The sequence below is a fragment of the Musicola keenii genome (genome assembly GCF_014855505.1).
In the GTDB taxonomy this organism is placed as follows: Bacteria; Pseudomonadota; Gammaproteobacteria; order Enterobacterales; family Enterobacteriaceae; genus Musicola; species Musicola paradisiaca.
In genome coordinates this window covers 87,408-106,151 of the sequence record NZ_JAAWVW010000012.1, presented here as the reverse complement: position 1 = coordinate 106,151, position 18,744 = coordinate 87,408, and the positions used below count along the sequence as shown (strand labels likewise).

Sequence of the window (18,744 nt, the reverse complement as noted above, 5' to 3'; positions counted from 1 at the left end):
CGGCGTTATTATTCCCCGGTCTCCACGGCCGCTAGCCCACGCCGGTAAAGTCGGATAATGATGCCGATACCTACCAATGTCAGTACCGCAGCCGCCAGATAGATATTGTCGACCGCCGTATACGCCATCATCACACCAGCAACCGGCCCCACGACGCCCAACGGCAGATCCAGAAAAATGGTATAGGTGGCCAGCGCGCTCCCTCGGTTCTGCGGCGATACCGCCTGCACCACCACGACGCCAAGCGCAGGGAAAACCAATGAAAAACCGGCTCCAGCCAGAAACGCCCCCGCTTCCGCGACCCAGGGATAATGCGCCGCCCATACCAGCAGCAGGCCGACACCTTCAACGGCAAAGCAGACCAGCGCCACCCGCAACCCGCCAAACCGATTGATAGCATTGGGAAACAGCAGGCGTGCGCCCACAAAAGCACAGCTGAACAAACTCAGCGTCAGCGCCGCGCCATCCCAGTTTTTACTGGCATACAACAGTGTGATAAAGGTGGAAATAACGCCGAACCCCGCCGAAGCCAGCGACAGAATCGCGCCATACAACCAGACTTTGCCGAGGACTTCGCGAAAAGGCAGTTTTTTACCCGGTGTCGTCTTCACTGTGGCGCGTGGCAATGCCAGCAACGTCGCCAGCGCCGCAACCACAATGATGACGATGGATAACAGGCGCAACCCGCCAAGATGGCTGATCCATACGCCCAGCGGCGCACCGATAGCCAATGCGCCGTAAGTTGCCACACCGTTAAGCGAAATCACCCGTCCAATATGCAGCGCCCCAACAGTACCCGCGCCCCACATGATGGAACCGGTACCGACAAAACTTTGCCCGATGCCCAAAATCAAGCGCCCGATGCACAGCAACAGCAGCGCCATCGCCGGCGAAGCGTCATTCCAGGCCGCGCCCACATAAAATACACCGCTCAGCAACACCCCCAGCAAACCCAGTAGAACGGCGCGTTTCGGCCCTTTTTCATCGGCGAATCGTCCTGCCTGCGGACGACTGAGCAGGGTAGAAAAATATTGCAGGCTGATCACCAAACCGGCCCAAAATGCGCTAAAGCCCAAATGCTCGTGCACATATCCCGGAAGTACCGCCAGCGGCAGCCCGATATTCAGATAGCTGGCAAAGTTAAACATCACGATGGACAGAATACGCAGACTAAGACGTAAACCGCCTGGGGCTGATTCCGACGATGATACTGGCATGGAAAATTGACTCACTTACCCTGGGCCGGCCTTGCGGCGGCTGGCGAATGTTCACGGATGAAGATTGCAGTATAAACAAGCTATTGACTGCTTTCAGCGCTCATTGATGCAATAGTGTGCTTTTCACTTTTCACACCCGATCAGTCGGCATACCCTTTTTCAGAAATTGCGCTCATCCGCAGATAATCCTGCGCGACCGCCTGCGCGCCGTTAGACGGATGTCAGTTATAATCAACCCGATAACACACGCGGGAGAACGCGAATGCCTGTCACGCCAGAACTGCCGCCGGCCGGCCCGGAAAAAACCGACGGAAAACATCATGCGGCGGTTCGCTGTATACAGCGCATTCATGCCGTACCGGCGATTGCCCATCTTGTGCGGGCGAGCGTCCGCTTCAACGATCGTATGGGAAGCCAGTTTAGCGCCGCCATCACCTATTTTTCCTTCCTGTCATTGATCCCCATCCTGATGGTGACATTCGCCGCCGTGGGCTTTGTGCTGGCCTCCAACCCCGATATGTTGACCCGCTTGCTCGAACGCATTGTCAACAGCATTAGCGATCCTAATCTGGCCCGCATGTTGAAAAACACCGTCCATACCGCCGTCAGACAGCGCACCAGCGTCGGGTTGACCGGTTTGCTCATCGCCCTCTATTCCGGAGTGAACTGGATAGGCAATTTACGGGAAGCTATTCGCGCCTTGTCGCGTGATGTCTGGGAACGCAGCCCGCACGAAGAACAGAAAATTTATTACCGCTATCTGCGGGATTTTATGTCGCTGATCGGCCTGCTGATCGCACTGGTGCTGACCCTGTTCCTGACATCCATCGCCGGCAGCGCCCAGGCCGCCATCGTCAACGCTCTGGGATTATCAGGCATCAAATGGCTGCGCCCCGCCATGACGCTGATTACGTTATTTATTTCCATCTTCGCCAACTACCTATTGTTCCTGTGGATCTTATGGGTGCTGCCAGGGCATAAACCGCAACGCGCCGCGTTGCTGCGCGGAACGCTAATGGCGGCAGTAGGCTTCGAAATACTCAAATTCGCCATGACGATGGTGCTTCCACAGCTTGCTACATCGCCTTCCGGCGCAGCTTTCGGCTCAGTGATTGGACTGATGACGTTTTTCTACTTTTTTGCCCTGCTCACCCTGTTCTGTGCCGCCTGGATTGCTACGGCAGAAAAGAAAAACGACAAAAAAGCGGGTGATCCGCCCAACCCCCTGCCACCGGCCGATATTTCACCGCCGCAGGCCTGATTCGGGATGCACCGTTAAGCACGCGCAAGCCCGGTTAAACAGCGGATAGCGCCATTTAATCGACCTAAATCATAAAAAAATTAAAACATTGTTTCACGCTATTGACTCCGTACGGTGTTCCGTTGAGACTGGCGCTAATTTCTTCCAGAATCCCAATCTCATCTCTCTTTTCAACGAGCCGTGTATGACTACTAAGAACATTGCCATCATTGGCGAATGCATGATCGAACTGTCACAGAAAGGCGCGGATATCAACCGCGGTTTTGGTGGCGATACGCTTAACACTGCGGTTTATACTGCGCGTCAGGTCAAAGCTGATGCACTCGCAGTGCACTACGTCACCGCCCTTGGCAAAGACACGTTCAGCAATGAAATGATCGCAGCCTGGCAGAACGAAAGCGTGAAAACTGACCTGATCCAGCGTCTGGATAACAAACTCCCCGGCCTGTACTTCATCGAAACCGATGACACCGGTGAGCGCTCCTTCTATTACTGGCGCAACGATGCCGCCGCCCGCTATTGGCTGGAAACACCGGAAGCGGAAGCCGTGAGCCAGAAACTGACGCATTTTGATTACATCTACTTGAGCGGCATCAGCCTAGCGATCTTGAACGCCAACAGCCGCGCACGCTTGCTGACCGTGCTACGCGCCTGCCGCGCCAACGGCGGTAAGGTGATTTTTGACAACAACTATCGACCGCGTCTGTGGCAGAGCCAGGAAGAGACCCGCCAGGCATATAGCGACATTCTCGCCTGCACGGATCTCGCATTCCTGACGCTGGATGACGAAGACATGCTGTGGGGCGCGCTGCCGGTAGACGATGTTCTGGCCCGTACTCACCAGTTCGGCGTCACAGAAGTGGTGGTCAAACGCGGCGCCGATTCCTGCCTGGTTTCCATCACCGGCGAACCCTTGTATGACATCCCAGCCATCAAGTTGCCGAAAGAAAAAGTGGTGGATACCACTGCGGCGGGCGACTCCTTCGGCGCCGGCTATCTGGCGGTACGCCTGAATGGCGGTAGCGCGGAAGAGGCGGCCAAACGCGGCCACCTGACCGCCAGCACTGTGATCCAGTATCGCGGCGCTATTATTCCGCAATCCGCTATGCCGGCCTAACGCCCGATACAAATGCCGCGCCAGATGGCATTCATCTCAACACGCCGGTTCCACAAAATGCGAACCGGCGTTTTTTCTTGCTGATATTTTATTGCAAATGACGATGTAAACATCGTGGCGTCCATAATAGCTATGGCGTAACGAGTTTTATGGCATACCGTTATATCTCAAGCATTTCATTTGTTAAATAAACACGCTGAAAGAGACATTTTCCTTTTTCATTGAAAATAATGAACCACCTGGCATGGACATAATAATCAAATCAAACCGCATGGCATTTAAATACATGAAAGTAGTGGATGGCATAGTCTGTCACCCTAACCAATTCGAGTTACAGAGAAATAAAAGCCCGTTAAATTCCAGGAAATGGCATCAATAAACACTCCGTGTGAATGGAGTGAGCCAGAGTATCTATCACTTGAAATATAAAGGGTATAATATATTGATACTGTATTAATCATAGGTAACGAGATTTATGATATGGATATTCAATCTATTGCTCATCTACCACCGACTATTCGTTTATATAACCAAACTCCTTATGCACAAGAAACCACGGCAACAGTTCTCTATGTCGAGGAGAATATAGCAATATTTGATAGAACTATTTTCTATGCGGAGTCTGGCGGACAGGTTAGCGACCGTGGATGGATTGGTGACAATGTTGTTATCGATGTGCAAAAAAAATTAGGTGAATTTCATTCAGTAAAAAATAAAAACATTCCTGTTCCCACCGTAAAAATAAATACGCGAATTATTCATACTTTTGCTGAACCGGTCAGTTTTCATATCGGTGATGTTGTGGATATGAAAATAAACTGGGAGCGGCGATATAACATTATGAAACACCACACCCTTTCACATTTTCTTTTCCATGCCATCGATAACTTTTTTAAAGAAAATAATTTCGATATGTTCTTAAAAGGATGTGCCATTGACGAAGAGAAAGCGACGTTCTCATTAAACAATGCTATTTCTGAAGAGCAATTTGAACAGATAAAAGCAGCGGTTGAACATGCATTCAATCACGACATCACAATACATATGTATCCGGAAGAAACAACAGACGAAATATTCTACTGGACGGCTAACGATATGGTTATCCCTTGTGGAGGCACTCATATTGCGTCAACACGAGAAATTGATGCTCCTTTTTACATTGGGAAAAAGTCCGGCGGCAAAAATAAAACGAAACTCTATATCAAGCTACATCGTTGAACCCAATATCGTTGCATGCCTCCGCCCATATCTGTTGTCCGGAAACGGGTAGGCGGTTTTCATAAACAACGAATCATGCTGAACGGAGGCCTTACAAATAATCGTTCAGCCAGGGCGCCATAACGAATAAATCGGCTGACAACATTAATTGCGGTAAAACCAACAAGGGAGCACAACCGTGCTCCCTCATGATGTTGCTACGGTGCTTTGACCGCATCCGGCGCAGGCGCAGCCTCTGCACCACCTTCCGGCACCATGATCCGCAGATAAGTTTCCTGCAAACCTTTCATATTGGCTTCCGGCTCGCCCTGGGGTTGTAACAATATCAGCGTCGCAGTCTGGGAAAGCTGTTGATGAAGTTCCTGATTGAGCGCCTCTAGCGTCACCGACGCCAGATAGACCTGACGCAATTTCTGATACTGCTCGGGAGCAATATCCACAACGCCGTTTTTCTGCGAGCGCAGCCGCTGATCTATCAGGATGTCCGTACTGGTGCGAGCATAAGTCGCAAACAGCTTGCTCAATTCGTCCGTCTTACGCGCCATTAGCACATCGAACTCAGCCTGCGACAGCCCCTTGTCGCGCAGCGCCAACAGCTCCTTACTCAGAAAGCTGATACCGTTGTCCAACGCATCGGTACTGACATTATCCAGATGGACAGCACATTGAGCACGGCCATACACCACATTACAGTCAAAACGGATGCCCGCTTCTTTCAACGCTGCATTTTTACTGCCGGTGAGCGCCTGCTGCATATGCCAGAACAGCGCTTCGCGCGCCAGATCGCCGTGCCAGTAACGAGCCAGCGCCTGCGAATCACGAATCGGTTTCCACGGCATATCCCAGACCAGCGACAGGCTATCCTGCCTGAGCGTATTATCCCTCAGGCTAATCGGCTCGGGCCGCATGGCAGCCAACGTCGGCATAGGCGAAGGCGTCCCACGTTTGCCCTCCAACCGGGAAAACGATTTATCGATCTGATCGGCGATAGCGCGGCTGTCGACATTTCCGACCACATACAGCGTCATCGCATCTGGGGTATACCAAGTCTTGTAGAATTTCGCCAACTGCTCAGCGCTCACTGGCGCTTTGACGGCTTGTCCCGGATCGTTCGCCAGCAACGGCGAACCTTTCAGCCGGTAACGCCAGCCAGGATCTTGTGGATTCGTCGGCGCCGTCGCTACCGGATCATTGATCTTCATCGCAGTTTCGATGCGCATATCGTTGATTTGCAGCTGCCCGGCGGTCTCCGCCAGCCACTTCAATGCATCCTTCAACAAATCCGGACGGTTATTCGGCAAGCTCAGGTTGTAGGAGGTGAAATCATAGGACGTCGTCACCGGGGGCAACGGCCGGGTTTCACTTTCGGATTGCTGCCAGATAGAGGGGAGCTGGCCGGCAGAAAAAGTATCCCGAGGCAGTAACGCAAGGCGGGAAATAAAGTGGGCGAAGCCGGTCTGCTGTACTGATTCAGCCAGCGACCCGGTATTCACCATCAGGCGTAATTCAATACGATCGCTGGGGCGCTGGGGGGTGGCAAGAAGCTGCCAGCTAAAGCCGTTATCCAACTTTCCCTGCTGCCAGGCTGGATCAGGTTGTAGCGCTTCAGCCTGCACGTTGCTGCCGACAACCGTCAGCAACATTCCACCAACGAAAAGACCTGTTCTGGTGCCCTGCATGTGAACCCCTACTTAATAACTATCCAATATGTGTTTTGTGAATACCGGCGACGTTTCTCCTGCCGCCGCACGTATCGTTCGCCTCACAAAGAAAGAGGGGGCGAAGTGTACCACTCCGTTAGACCGCATGCTTTCGTGTATGTCACCCAACAGAGTGAAATAATGGTGAAAAAATTGAAGGCGCGCAAATTTAACACAGATTGGAAAGTATTTACCCACGGTCTGTCAGCAGGCCGTGGGTAATCTGGCAGGACGTTCGAGTTGTCACCGCATCAGGAAGGACGGGACGCCGCTCCTGGGCCAGGTTCAACGTCACGGCCGGATAACACATCGTTCAGCTGTTTGGCATCAAGCTGCTTACACCATTTAGCAACCACCACCGTCGCCACGCCGTTGCCCACCAGGTTGGTCAGCGCACGGGCTTCCGACATGAAACGGTCGATACCCAGAATCAGCGCCAGCCCCGCTACCGGCAAATGTCCCACGGCGGAGATCGTCGCCGCCAAGACGATGAAGCCGCTACCGGTAACACCCGCCGCACCCTTAGAAGACAGCAGCAACACCACCAGCAGGGTGATCTGGTGCCAGATATCCATATGGCTGTTGGTCGCCTGTGCAATAAATACGGCAGCCATAGTCAGATAGATAGAGGTACCGTCCAGATTGAAGGAGTAACCGGTCGGGATGACCAGACCCACCACGGATTTTTTACAACCCAGTTTTTCCATTTTCTCCAGCATACGCGGCAAGGCGGACTCTGAAGAAGACGTCCCCAGTACAATCAGCAGCTCCTCTCGGATATAGCGAATGAACTTGAAGATGCTAAAACCGGTCGCTCTGGCGATAGAACCCAACACCAGCACCACGAACACAATACAGGTGATGTAGAAACAGATGATCAGCTGTCCCAATTGCACCAGCGTCCCCACCCCGTATTTACCGATCGTGAACGCCATAGCACCGAACGCCCCCAACGGCGCCAGACGCATAATCATGTTGATGATGCCGAAAATCACGCGGGAGAAGCTGTCGATCACGTCGAAAATCAGCGTTCCTTTATCGCCCAGACGGTGCAACGCAAACCCAAACATCACCGCAAACAACAGCACCTGCAGAATGTTGCCGCTGGCAAACGCGCCAATCACGCTGGAAGGGATCACATCCATCAAAAAGGGGACAATCCCTTGTTCCTGGGCTTTACTGGCATAGGTAGCCACAGCTTTTGCATCCAGCGCGGCGGGATCAACGTTCATACCGACACCAGGTTGCAGCACATTCACCACGATCAGACCGATAATCAACGCCAGCGTACTGACAATCTCAAAATAAAGTAAGGCCACCGCGCCGGTACGCCCAACGGCCTTCATACTCTCCATCCCGGCAATACCGGTGACAACCGTACAGAAAATGACGGGGGCAATAATCATCTTGATCAGTTTGACGAATCCATCGCCCAAAGGCTGCATTTGCTGCCCTAGCGCCGGGTAGAAATGCCCCAACAACACCCCGATAGTAATAGCGGTAAGAACTTGAAAGTAGAGACTTTTAAATATTGATATTTTCATAGTGACGTCCTTTGGATGGAAAGACACGAGTGGACAAAGAACGGAGGAAAGATGCCACCTGCGCTTGCGCCGGAAAATAACACCCAGGTAACAAGCTGGATACTTTTATAACTTTAGTTTGTAAACATCCGGTTAAAAACAAGAACTGAATCACATCAGCCGGCAAAGGCGTTAAAACATTGCGTTAATTATTCAATAACAACACCCATCATGTTTCTCTTTCAGAAACACCGGCAACCCCTTATGACATATCAAGTTTGGACATAAAACAGGGATATTTTCGTGAACCGGATCACAGGTAAAAATCAGGTTAACAATAAGTAACGCCGAGCCAGTGACACCAATCACGCACATCGCGATTTTGTTTAAATGTACGCATCGGTTAAATGCACACACAAGGAAGCACGCCGGCATTCTGACGAATGTCGCCAACCCGACGCAAAGGGGAAGCAGGCTATCAATAGGCGATGGGCGCGCGCTCCCATCGCGAAAGGAAACATTATCGGCCGCTGGCGATATAGGCCAACAGGTGCAGACTGGATGAGTAATAATCCTCCGACGCATTCAGGCTGGCCGGAATATCGCCGGGGCTGCCCATGGTCAGATCGCGGATCGCCAACAACCCATCCCGCATGCTGTAAGGCGCGGTATTGTTATTGAGTACATCAATCCATGCCGGCGTATTCAGCCGGGAGTAATTACGCCAGTAAAGCTGAAACGGCACCAACGCCAACGTTTTGGCGTCATACCAATACAGATAGAGGGGGATGCGAATGGCATCGTAGCTGAAACGGGGCGGCCAGTTGGTTGCGGGCGCCATGGTGCCATCCGCATTCAGCGCCACCCAGTCCACCGGCAGTTCCACCTTGCCGAAACGCATTTCGCCCAACAACGCCAGCCCATCGTCAATCAGCTGACGCCAGGCCTGAAGATGGCTGTGGCGCGCGAAATCCTGCCAGGCCGGGAACAAAAAATAGGATGGATTGAGAATGACATAGCTGTTCTTGTTAAAACCGCTGGCACCCGGCAACATCACGGTACGCCCGGCAAATTGCACCACGTTGCGGGCCAGGATCGCTTTCTGAATGACATCCGAGGCCAGCAGATAACGGTTCTCCTGCCACTTCTCCCCGGCTTTCAGTAAAGCCCAGGCAATCAATACGTCACCATCCGCAGCATTGTTCCGATCCATCACCGGATTACTCTCCATCGGATTGTAACGCCAATAAAACAGACCGCTCTTGTTATCCTGCAAATGTGTTTGCGTCCAAGTCCACAGGCCGTCAAACGCACTCCGATCATTAAAATACACCGCCATGAGCATGGCGAACCCTTGCCCTTCCGTGTGACTGATATTCTTGTTGCCGGTATCCAAAATCCGGCCGTCCTGAGTCATAAAACGACTTTTGTAGCTGTCCCACCCGCTTGCCGCTGACGCTGCCATACTGAACCACATCATCAGTAACACCATGCCAACACGCCATACCGGCTTGATCATGACTCGCCTCTTATCCGATTTTGATAACGAAACAGCAGAACGGCGCCGTCCTCCGCTTCCTGGTAAGCCATTGGAACCTGTTCGCCTCCCCCCTGCAAGCGTAACCAACGGGAATACATCCCTTGCAGCACTGCGCCCATCGCCAGACGCCAGTGGTTGCCGCTGGACGATTGTCCGGCGGCAGGCAACGCGATATGGATAATCTCCAACCGGTTATCATACGGACGAAGATCCACGCACCCCCAGTGGAATTCCGCCAGTACGCTGTTGATGGCTTGCTCCAGCTCGGCAACGGTTTCCACAATAGGCAGAGGGTAACGCTCCGCCAACTGCGCCCCCATTTGGGACAAAAACAGCTGGCTCTCCTGCTCGCCGGCATTCGCCATCATGCCGTTAACGATAATGTCAAACAGATCGGTCCATCCCGCCTGACGCTGCTGTTGGAGATAGTAGTTCATGGCATGCACCTGTAACTCACTCATGCTTATTTACCCCCAAGCCCGTAACGGAAATAAAGCAGAGCCGATGTTTCGTTGTAATTGCCGAACGTGTCATAACCCAGCTGCCCGCCGACAGTAACGTCTTTGGTGACACGATAGTCGGCACCGAGATGCACGTTGTAGCCAATGCCACTCTTGCTGTCGCCGGCATAATGAGATTCCTTGGCGAAACCGTTAGTCACCGCGTCGTCAAGGAACGTCTGCCATTCCGGATTATTGGGGAAGTAATCGCTCTTATCGCGGGTATAGGACTGATACCCCACCGAAACACCCGCTTTGAGGTTCAGGTTGTCATATCGCTGGCTCCACTCAATCGGGAACGAGACCGACACATAGTTCTGCGGGCTGAAATAACCGCCCTGACCATAGCTGTAGTAACTCAGGTTTTTATCGAAATCCATCCAGCTCAGGCTGATCCCGGTTTTCAGCTCGCGATCGCGCTCATGCACCGGGCGAACATAGGCGCCGGCATTGGCCATCAACGCACGGTTACTTTTCACATTCTCGCCCAGATAGCTATAGGCGCCGACACCGCCGTAGAAACCCGCATCGCCATTGTCATAACTCAGCAACGCATTGCCGCCGTTTTTAGTGACCTGCCCCCAATACCGGCCGGTAAACGCCTCTTTCTGACCGACATAGGAAAGCAGGCTGTCGGTAACGGCCCGACGCTCCCCCGTCAACACCAAGGTCAGGAAGTCCGACAGCTTGGGCGACCACTGCACGCCGCCGACAATCGTGGTCAACTCCTGCCCCAACGGCGTACTGCCCAAGTCCAGCTTGTAGTTCTTGCCGATCAGCGCGAAGTTCAGCTCCGTCCCGGTCACTTTCTGGGAGTCCGTCGAACTGGTGGTCGCCGTATTCACATCAGGTTTAGTGGCGGACGACAACGAGCCGACTATCGAATTAATATTGTTACGCCCGCTGGCGGTAAGCGGATTCAAGTCATTGAAACTGACGCTGGACAGCCCAAGAGTGCTAAGAATGTTTTGATACAACGTCGCATTCGTCGTCTGCAATCCATTGATGGTATCAACCATGTTCTGTACCGCAACTGCTCCGGCGCCCGCGCCATAACGCCGGTAAGCGTCCCCACTGGCGTTGCCCGAACTCATGGTCATCGGCGTCGCGGTAAAGTTGATGCGCGCATCGCCGAAAGTACCGCTCGACCAGGTCAACGGCGCTTTGATTTCATTCAACCGGCTCAGGCCGGATTCGCCGTCGCGGCTGCGCATCTGCACCCCGGCCTGCGCCCAACCGCCGGTATCGCGATCGATATCGTCCATCATGCGGGTGATCTGGTTCAGCGTCTCTTCCTGCTGGGACGATACGGAGGTGGAGGCCAGTTGAGTATCCCCTGTCGCCACGCCGCTGGAGCGCTGCCACGGCATCACATTGCCATAGGACGACGTCGTCGGTGTCCGGCTGGCGGCGGTGGCCGCAGCACGGCTGCTTTCCGACGATGATCGATAAATAAAGGGGTTGTCCGCCACCGCCAAGCCGCCAATCGTCGCCCCGCTGCCGTTGCCCGATACCGCCGCATTATCCAGCCCGACCGCCTTCGCTCTGGCGGTACGCAGATAGGACATCGCTTTGTCTTTATCGCCTTCGGCGTCGGCCACCCGCGCTAACAGCAACAAGCGTTCCGGCGTCTGTTCGCCCTGCAGGCCATTCGTCAACGAACGGGCCCGCTGCGTATCATTCTGTGCCAGCGCCACGTTGATGGCGCCGATGCGTGCATCCTGGGTCGGCGTATCATTCGCCATCAGATAGCTATAAACCTCTCCCGCCTCTTTCGTCATCTTGCCGGACTGGTAGAGACGCGCCATCGCGAACATCAGATCAGTATTCTTCGGATCACGCTGCAACGCGCGCGCCAGCATATCGTAAGCCGCTGCGTACTGTTGATCCTCACGCAGACGATCCGCCTCGCGGATAACATTGCCATTGCGCAAACCTTCCAGCTGCGTCGGCGTACTGCGCGCTATCAGCTCCGGCTTGTTCAGCCACGCTTGCGCTTCATTCACCAACCCGGCCTGATTCAGCACGCCGATCTGCGCGGCATATTCACCCGCGCCGCCCTGCACCCCACGTTGCATGTTGCCACGCACCACCGAAATCGCCGCGCCGGTTTCACCGGCCGCCGCCAGCGCCTGCGCCAGCTTACCGGCATCCACCGGGTTTTCCGGTGGCGCAACCGTCAACGCCCGCAGTGTGTTGGCGGCCGCGGCATTTTCGCCGCGGGACAGATAAACCTGCGCCGTCGCCATCTGCAAATTGAAATTGACCCGCTGCGACAAATCGCGCACCGCCTGGTTCTGATTACGCGGCGGAATGCGCGTCAATAGGGAACTGGACTGCTGCCAGGCTTCGCTCTCGCTGGCGAACAGCGCGGCGGCATACAGATCGTCCGGGGTCGCATTGGGGCGCTGTAAGGGTTGCATCAGCGTCGCAGCCGACGCGGTATCTCCCTGTTGCCGATAAATACGCGCCAGATCGAGCCGCACCCAACCATCGTTCGGAAAACGCTGCATTCCCTGCTGGAGTAAACCGATTGCCCGGGCCGTATTCCCCGCCGCCAGTTCCTGTTTCGCCTGCGCACGCAGCGGATCGCTGACTTCCACCGGCTTCGGCGTCACGCTTTGACGCACGCTTGCCGGCAGCGCCGCCAGATAGGCATTGGCCTCCGCGCTACGGTTTTGCTGGCGCAGCACGTAATACAACCCTTCTTTGGCATTGCGGTTTTCCGCATCGCTTTGCAGCACGCTGCGGTACATCTCTTCCGCTTCGGTAAACCGGTTGCTGCGCCGCAATACGTCGGCACGGAACAACTTCGCCGAAATGCCCTTCTCGCCGGACTCCTGCGCCAATGGTTCGCTGATCGTCAATGCCTGCGCGGCATCACCGGATTTCATCGCCTGTTGTGCGCTATTCAACTGAGAATAAAAACGGGCATCGTCAGCCTGCTGTTGGCGTTGAGTGCTGCTCTGCCCACCCTGACGGGCGGCGCGAGCCAGATAATCCGCCGAGGCCTTAAAGTCACCGCGACGCTGGGAGACATACCCCATCCCCGCCAGCGCATCGGCGTCGTCGGGGTTGGACTTCAACGCCTGACTGAACGCCTCCTGTGCGGTTTGCAGGTCGCCGTTATTGAGTGCGGTAAACCCTTTGTCTTTCTCGTTACCGCCGATGTTCTTGCGGTAATAATCCATCACCGCTGAATCCTGTGGATGACGCTGTTGATAGACCTGATACAGCGAAGCGTCTTCCGATTTCGGCCCGAGCCACAGCAACGCTTGCCGCATGGCGCGATCCGCTTCGTCATTGCCTGATGCCAACCCGCTGAGGATTTGCAGGCCCTCGCGTCGCGTCGGCTCCTGATAGGTTAGCGCTTTGCCCAACGCCAGCGTGGCGTTGGTATCCTGCGGGTGAGACGCCGAAAACTCCCGCAGATGGTCGATCGCTTGCGGCAGCAATGTCCGGTCGCCCGCCATGGTCAGGTAGTATTCCGCCGCCACGCTGGCGGGCGGTTGATTGCCGACAAACAGATTACGCCAGGTCTGCAACGACGCCGTAATATTGCCGCTGCGCGCCTGCTGACGCGCCAGCGTTAACTGCGCCTGAGGAATCGTCGCCGCCTGTTTGGCGTTATCCAGTGCCGTCAGCCGGGGATCTTGCGGCGATACTTTGCTTAAACGATCGCGCCACTTCGTCGCCTCCGCGTTATTACCCGCGTTCTGGGCGTATAGCGCCATCAGGTACAGCGCCTGCGGGTTATTGGCGTCCACCATCAGGATTTTCTGCAATGCATCCCGCGCCAGCTCGTCATGCGAGCGCTGATGCCAATAGTCAGCCTGGTCGAACAGCGCCTGTACCGCCGGATTGGGGTCGGCCGCCAGCGCAGGCAGAGCCAACGCGCCGGACACCATCACACTGGTCAAATACCCCAACCGTCGAACCCTGGTATTGAATGTTGTGATTTTCATAGGAGATTCGCTTATTTTTCCGACCCCGAATACCGCTGCCGGGTATTCAACCGACGATGAATCTGACGCTTCAATACGCCAGCCAACCCCAACCCTAAAACCAACGCCAGCGCCAATGCAGACAGCGCCAGCAGTACCGCATGCTGATTGGCGTACCAGACCAGCATCATGTACCAGGGCATTTCACCGCGTGGGAACTGCGGCCCAACCCGGAAACTGTGCACGCCATTCTCATCGGTAATGATGGCCGCGTCGCCGCGGATGCCGGCATTCAACGCACTGACGTTCAAATCGCTGTGCAGACGCAACAATTGCTCGTCATTGCTGGCCGTCGCCATCACCACCACGCGATCCGAGCTCCACGGCGAGCGATAACTGATAAAACCACGCCAGGCTTCATTGGAGGAAAAATAACGGTCGGCATCCATCGGTGAACGCTCCCAATCCCCCGTCAACAAGGCCAGTAATTTCGGCCAGGCGCCCAGCGTATTAGCGCCCAGCGTGTGCCCGCTGATACGAAACGGCGAACCATCCAGCAGCGATTGGGGGAAGCCCGACTGCTGCAACGAGGACACCACCAGCACATCGCTGTTGCGCAGTTTCTCGCGATCCGCATCCGAATTGGGCAAACCGAAGATAACGCGATTATGGTTCAGGGTAACGCCGGTGCTGTCCCCGGCGCGCCCCGCCAGATCCAGCGCCAGACTGATTTCCGCATCGGAGGGTTTCTCCGGCAGCATGATCACTGTCTGGGCGTAGTCCGCCAACCGGGAGAACGGGAACGCCGCCCCCACGAAATAGGACAGATTCGGCAACAGCGTGAAATGCCGCGTATCGGTCAGATCGATGGATGCGCTGTCCTTAATCTGGCTTTTGATATTGTTGTTGAGCAACACGTTGCAGGGCGCATCTTCGCGGGCACGAATATCGAAATAGAGCTGAAACTGGTTATAACCGTAAATCAGGTACGGCTCGACCTTCAGCAGATAACTTTCCTGACGGCTGTCGCCGCCAATCTGACGCCACAGATGCTGCAAAGCCCCGATCTTATTCACCGTCAGATTGCGCAAAAAAGTGCCGTTCAGGGTCACGTTCAACTGCGAGCGGTCTTCATCAATCCAGTTTTCTGCAGGAAAACGGTAATCAATCTGCACCGGCACCGTTCCCCCGTCCCACAAGAACAGATCCGGCGCCGCGCGGAAGTTAATACGCAACGGGTCATGCCAGATGCCGCTGGTGGTCATGCTTTGGTCTTTGCGTAACAACTCGCTCAGGCGAACCGGACGATCGGTGGTAATCCAGGTCGGTGCGTCATAAGCCTTGCGAAACGGAATGGTCTGCGGTGCTACCGCCAACGTGGAATCATCCAGATCCAGCGGTTGGCTAACCAAACGGTACGCGGCCTGACGCAATTGCCCCTCATCACGTCCCAGCACCAGCATCAGCTTGTAGACCGGGTTGTCCGGATTATCGATCAACTTGAGCGTCGGCCCGGCGGCATCCGGCAGCGTCAGACTGCCGATTTTCTGCCCCGGCATCCCGAAAACGATACCGTTCTTCTCCGGTAAAGCATCGTGCAACGCCGGGAAGGAAACGCCATATCCATCGCGCTGAATCCCCATCCAGGACGCCACCAGCATCGCCGCGCTGACCTGCGCCGGCGAGACATTCGCCGGGAACACCATCGGTACAATGGCCGGCGTCATCTGCATGTTATCGATAAACGGACGAGGGAAATTCGCCAGCCGGGTACCGATGTTCAATTGCTGGCCTTCCAGCTGCAACGATGTCGTCGGCAGAATGGTCACGTTATAGCGGGCGGCGCTGTCGCGTTCGCACAGCAGGCGCTCGGCGTCATTAACGCGAAAACTGAGGTTATTGCTGGAGACCACCATCGCCGCCGGGATATCCAGCTGGTAATTGGCGGTTTCGCCGCCGCTGGCGCTATTGAGAGGAATGGTGCCCAGCGGTTGCCCGTTCAGCATCATCTGCATGGAGGTATTCAGCGCCGCCAGCTCGGGAGAAACACGCAGGGAAAGATCCAGCCGGGCGTTAGTGATGACCTGATCAGCCGGAAGCGTAAAGACGATCCCAGCCTGCGCTTGTCCGCCCGCCAGCGTAATCCCGTCCAGTTGCCCCATCTGCGCAACGGTAATCGCACTGGCCAGTGGTTGGTAAGCGCCTGCTCCGCTGCTCTGTAACGCCAGCCAAGGGACAGTGACCGGCGGCGTGGTCGTCGCTGGCGTAGCCTCGGCGGCGGCGGGTGCCGGTGTTGACGCCGCTATCGGTGCCGGTACCGGCATCGCTGGCAAGGATGAAACAGACGACGTGTTCGACGGCATAGTCGGCAAGGATGAAGCCGCGGGCGTGTTCGTCGGCGTAGTGGTAGTCGGCACAGCGGCAGAGGTGGCCGCCGAACCGTGGGCGCTGTCGCCGCCTGGGCTTAGCATCTCCGGCAACCGTTCCTGCGCATCGCCTTCGCCCGCCGCCAGCGCCCAACCGGTCGCCAGCGTCAATACGCTGCCGACGCACACTGACAATAGGGTGTTGAGAATACGTGGTCTCATACCGGCATATCTCCCTCATTAGCCACCGATGCCTTCTCGGAAGCGGCTTTTTTCCGCCGGAAAGTCAGCAATGCGCCGAAAAAGTCGTAAACGGTACACACAATCGCCCACAACGAGCGCAACGGGTTATCCTTCGGCCACGGCGTGTTCATCCACGCATCGGCACGCGACAACACCACACGCACCAGTGCCCGACGATGGCTCAGCGGAATATCGTCAAACCGCAGGCGGATGATTTCGTCATCCGTCGCCACGGATTGCACCGGGATACAAATCTCGCTGGACTGCACCAACAGTTCGATGGCTTCGATCTCGTCATGCTTGTGGCGCAGATCCGGCGCTTTAATCTGCGCGCCGCCCATTGACAGGTTGATGGTTTTGGAACGGGAAGCGATACCGCTGGCGTAATGGATAATGACCGGCATATCCACATCGATACGGATGGTTTTGCGTACCTGTTTGGTTTCACGCGCTACGGCGATGGCCGCCAGCAGAATCAGCAAGCAGAACGCCGCCCATCCCATATTCAACGCCACGACATACGGGTCAACATTGAAATATTCGTGGGCGAACATGCGCGTAATCCCTGCCGCCAGCCCAGCCACCAGCAGGAAAGCGGTGATGATGTGAGGCCGCACGATACGGAAGTCAAAGAACCCTTCATCCAGCAGGCCGCCTTTGTCGGTCACGTTAAACTTGCCGTGCTTCGGCGAAATCAGTGTAACCAAGGTGGGAATGACCAGATGGAACGACATCACCGCTTCATAGATTTCGCCCCAGAAGCTGTAGCGATAACGGCCATTCATGCGGGAGTTGACATAAATGGACATCACCAGATGCGGTAAAACATAGGCAAAAATCATTTCTGCCGATGAATGGATGATGTTGAGATTGAAGAGCAGGTACGCCAACGGCGCCGTCAAAAACACCACACGCGGCAAGCCGAACAGGAAATGGAGCATCGCGTTGAGATAACACAGGCGCTGCTGCCAAGTCAGACCGCGCCCCAGCAACGGGTTATCCATACGGAAAATCTGCGTCATGCCGCGCGCCCAGCGGGTACGCTGGATCACGTGCAACACCAGACGCTCGGTCGCCAGACCGGCCGCCAGCGGGATGGATAAGAAGGCGGATTTCCAACCGCGGCGCTGTAACTTCATGGCGGTATGGGCATCTTCCGTCACGGTTTCCACCGCAAAACCGCCGATTTCATCCAGCGCCGCGCGGCGAATCACTGCGCAGGAGCCACAGAAGAAGGTGGCGTTCCAGGTATCGTTGCCCTGTTGTACCGGGCCGTAGAACAGCGAGCCCTCGTTCGGCATATTGCTCGCCAGACGCAGGTTGCGCTCAAACGGATCCGGCGAATAGAAATAGTGCGGCGTTTGCAGCAACGCCAACTTGGGATCCGACAGGAACGGGCCGACCGTCGCCTGTAGGAAAATGCGCTTCGCGACGTGGTCACAATCAAACACGCAAATCAACTCGCCCTGAGTCAGCGTCATCGCATGGTTGAGATTACCCGCCTTGGCATGAGCGTTGTTGTTGCGGGTGATATACCCCACCCCCGCCTGCGCGGCGAATACCGCGAACTCGTCACGCTTGCCGTCGTCCAGCAGATAAACCTTCATTTTGTCGCGCGGGTAGTCGATACACTGGGCGGCCAGTACCGTGTCTCTCACCACGTCCAGACTTTCGTTATAGGTGGGAATATAGACGTCTACCGTCGGCCACAGGCTGGAATCTTCCGGCAACGGCTCGATCGTGCGCTCCAGCGGCCAGGTGGTCTGCAGGAAGCCAAGTATCAATACCACCCAGACATACAGTTCGGCGGCAAACAGCCCAATGCCAAGCAACGCTTCGATTTCAGAATTGAAATGCAGGGTTTCGGTGGCGCGCCAATAAATATAGCGGGTGGACATCAGCACCGACAAAATAACCAGCACAACCGAAATTTCACGGCGCTTGCTGAACCCCAACAAAAACATGATCGCCATACTGACCAGACCAAAAATATATTGTTTCTGGCTATCCATCGGCGTAATGACAATCACGATCGCTGCAGGCAAAAGTACCAACAACAGCACATAAAACAGGATCTTTTTCATAGATTATCCTGACAGAGATTTAATGAAAAAA

Annotated in this window: 11 protein-coding genes; 3 read left to right on the top strand and 8 right to left on the bottom strand. The window is 55.2% G+C overall.

Annotated elements, in window-relative coordinates:
• Window positions 1-8: 8 nt before the first annotated feature.
• Window positions 9-1,217, bottom strand: coding sequence for an MFS transporter (locus HEP82_RS13660; RefSeq protein WP_192458584.1), 1,209 nt, complete (start codon window positions 1,215-1,217; stop codon window positions 9-11).
• A 262-nt stretch (window positions 1,218-1,479) separates the two neighbouring features.
• Here HEP82_RS13660 and yhjD point away from each other — a divergent pair, with 262 nt between their 5' ends.
• The 3 genes from yhjD (at window position 1,480) to HEP82_RS13645 (ending at window position 4,813) form a co-directional block, all read left to right on the top strand.
• Window positions 1,480-2,478 (top strand): inner membrane protein YhjD, encoded by a 999-nt coding sequence (gene yhjD / locus HEP82_RS13655; RefSeq protein ID WP_192458583.1) that lies wholly within the window; start codon window positions 1,480-1,482, stop codon window positions 2,476-2,478.
• Window positions 2,479-2,662: 184 nt separating this feature from the next.
• Complete coding sequence (kdgK, locus tag HEP82_RS13650; RefSeq protein ID WP_192458582.1) at window positions 2,663-3,595, top strand: 2-dehydro-3-deoxygluconokinase; 933 nt, start codon at window positions 2,663-2,665, stop codon at window positions 3,593-3,595.
• A gap of 480 nt (window positions 3,596-4,075) precedes the next feature.
• Entirely contained in the window at window positions 4,076-4,813 is a 738-nt protein-coding gene (locus HEP82_RS13645; protein WP_192458581.1) for an alanine--tRNA ligase-related protein, read from the top strand.
• 197 nt (window positions 4,814-5,010) lie between these two features.
• Here the strand turns inward: HEP82_RS13645 and HEP82_RS13640 are convergent, their stop codons facing one another.
• The 7 genes from HEP82_RS13640 to bcsA form a co-directional block, all read right to left on the bottom strand.
• The gene (locus HEP82_RS13640) at window positions 5,011-6,492 is read right to left on the bottom strand and encodes a M16 family metallopeptidase (RefSeq protein WP_192458580.1); all 1,482 of its coding nucleotides are present in this window, start codon (window positions 6,490-6,492) and stop codon (window positions 5,011-5,013) included.
• A gap of 272 nt (window positions 6,493-6,764) precedes the next feature.
• Window positions 6,765-8,057 carry a dicarboxylate/amino acid:cation symporter gene (locus tag HEP82_RS13635; RefSeq protein ID WP_192458579.1) on the bottom strand — a complete coding sequence of 431 codons (1,293 nt, stop codon included), beginning with the start codon at window positions 8,055-8,057 and terminating at the stop codon, window positions 6,765-6,767.
• 499 nt (window positions 8,058-8,556) lie between these two features.
• Window positions 8,557-9,555 carry a glycosyl hydrolase family 8 gene (locus tag HEP82_RS13630; RefSeq protein WP_192458578.1) on the bottom strand — a complete coding sequence of 333 codons (999 nt, stop codon included), beginning with the start codon at window positions 9,553-9,555 and terminating at the stop codon, window positions 8,557-8,559.
• Window positions 9,552-10,037 carry a cellulose biosynthesis protein BcsD gene (gene bcsD, locus HEP82_RS13625; protein WP_192458577.1) on the bottom strand — a complete coding sequence of 162 codons (486 nt, stop codon included), beginning with the start codon at window positions 10,035-10,037 and terminating at the stop codon, window positions 9,552-9,554. The genes HEP82_RS13630 and bcsD overlap by 4 nt, the downstream gene beginning before the upstream one ends.
• A 2-nt stretch (window positions 10,038-10,039) precedes the next feature.
• Window positions 10,040-14,041, bottom strand: a complete 4,002-nt coding sequence (locus HEP82_RS13620; RefSeq protein WP_192458576.1) for a cellulose biosynthesis protein BcsC — start codon at window positions 14,039-14,041, stop codon at window positions 10,040-10,042.
• Window positions 14,042-14,052: 11 nt separating this feature from the next.
• Window positions 14,053-16,608 (bottom strand): cellulose biosynthesis cyclic di-GMP-binding regulatory protein BcsB, encoded by a 2,556-nt coding sequence (gene bcsB, locus HEP82_RS13615; RefSeq protein WP_192458575.1) that lies wholly within the window; start codon window positions 16,606-16,608, stop codon window positions 14,053-14,055.
• Complete coding sequence (gene bcsA, locus HEP82_RS13610; protein WP_192458574.1) at window positions 16,605-18,713, bottom strand: UDP-forming cellulose synthase catalytic subunit; 2,109 nt, start codon at window positions 18,711-18,713, stop codon at window positions 16,605-16,607. The genes bcsB and bcsA overlap by 4 nt, the downstream gene beginning before the upstream one ends.
• Window positions 18,714-18,744: the final 31 nt, after the last annotated feature.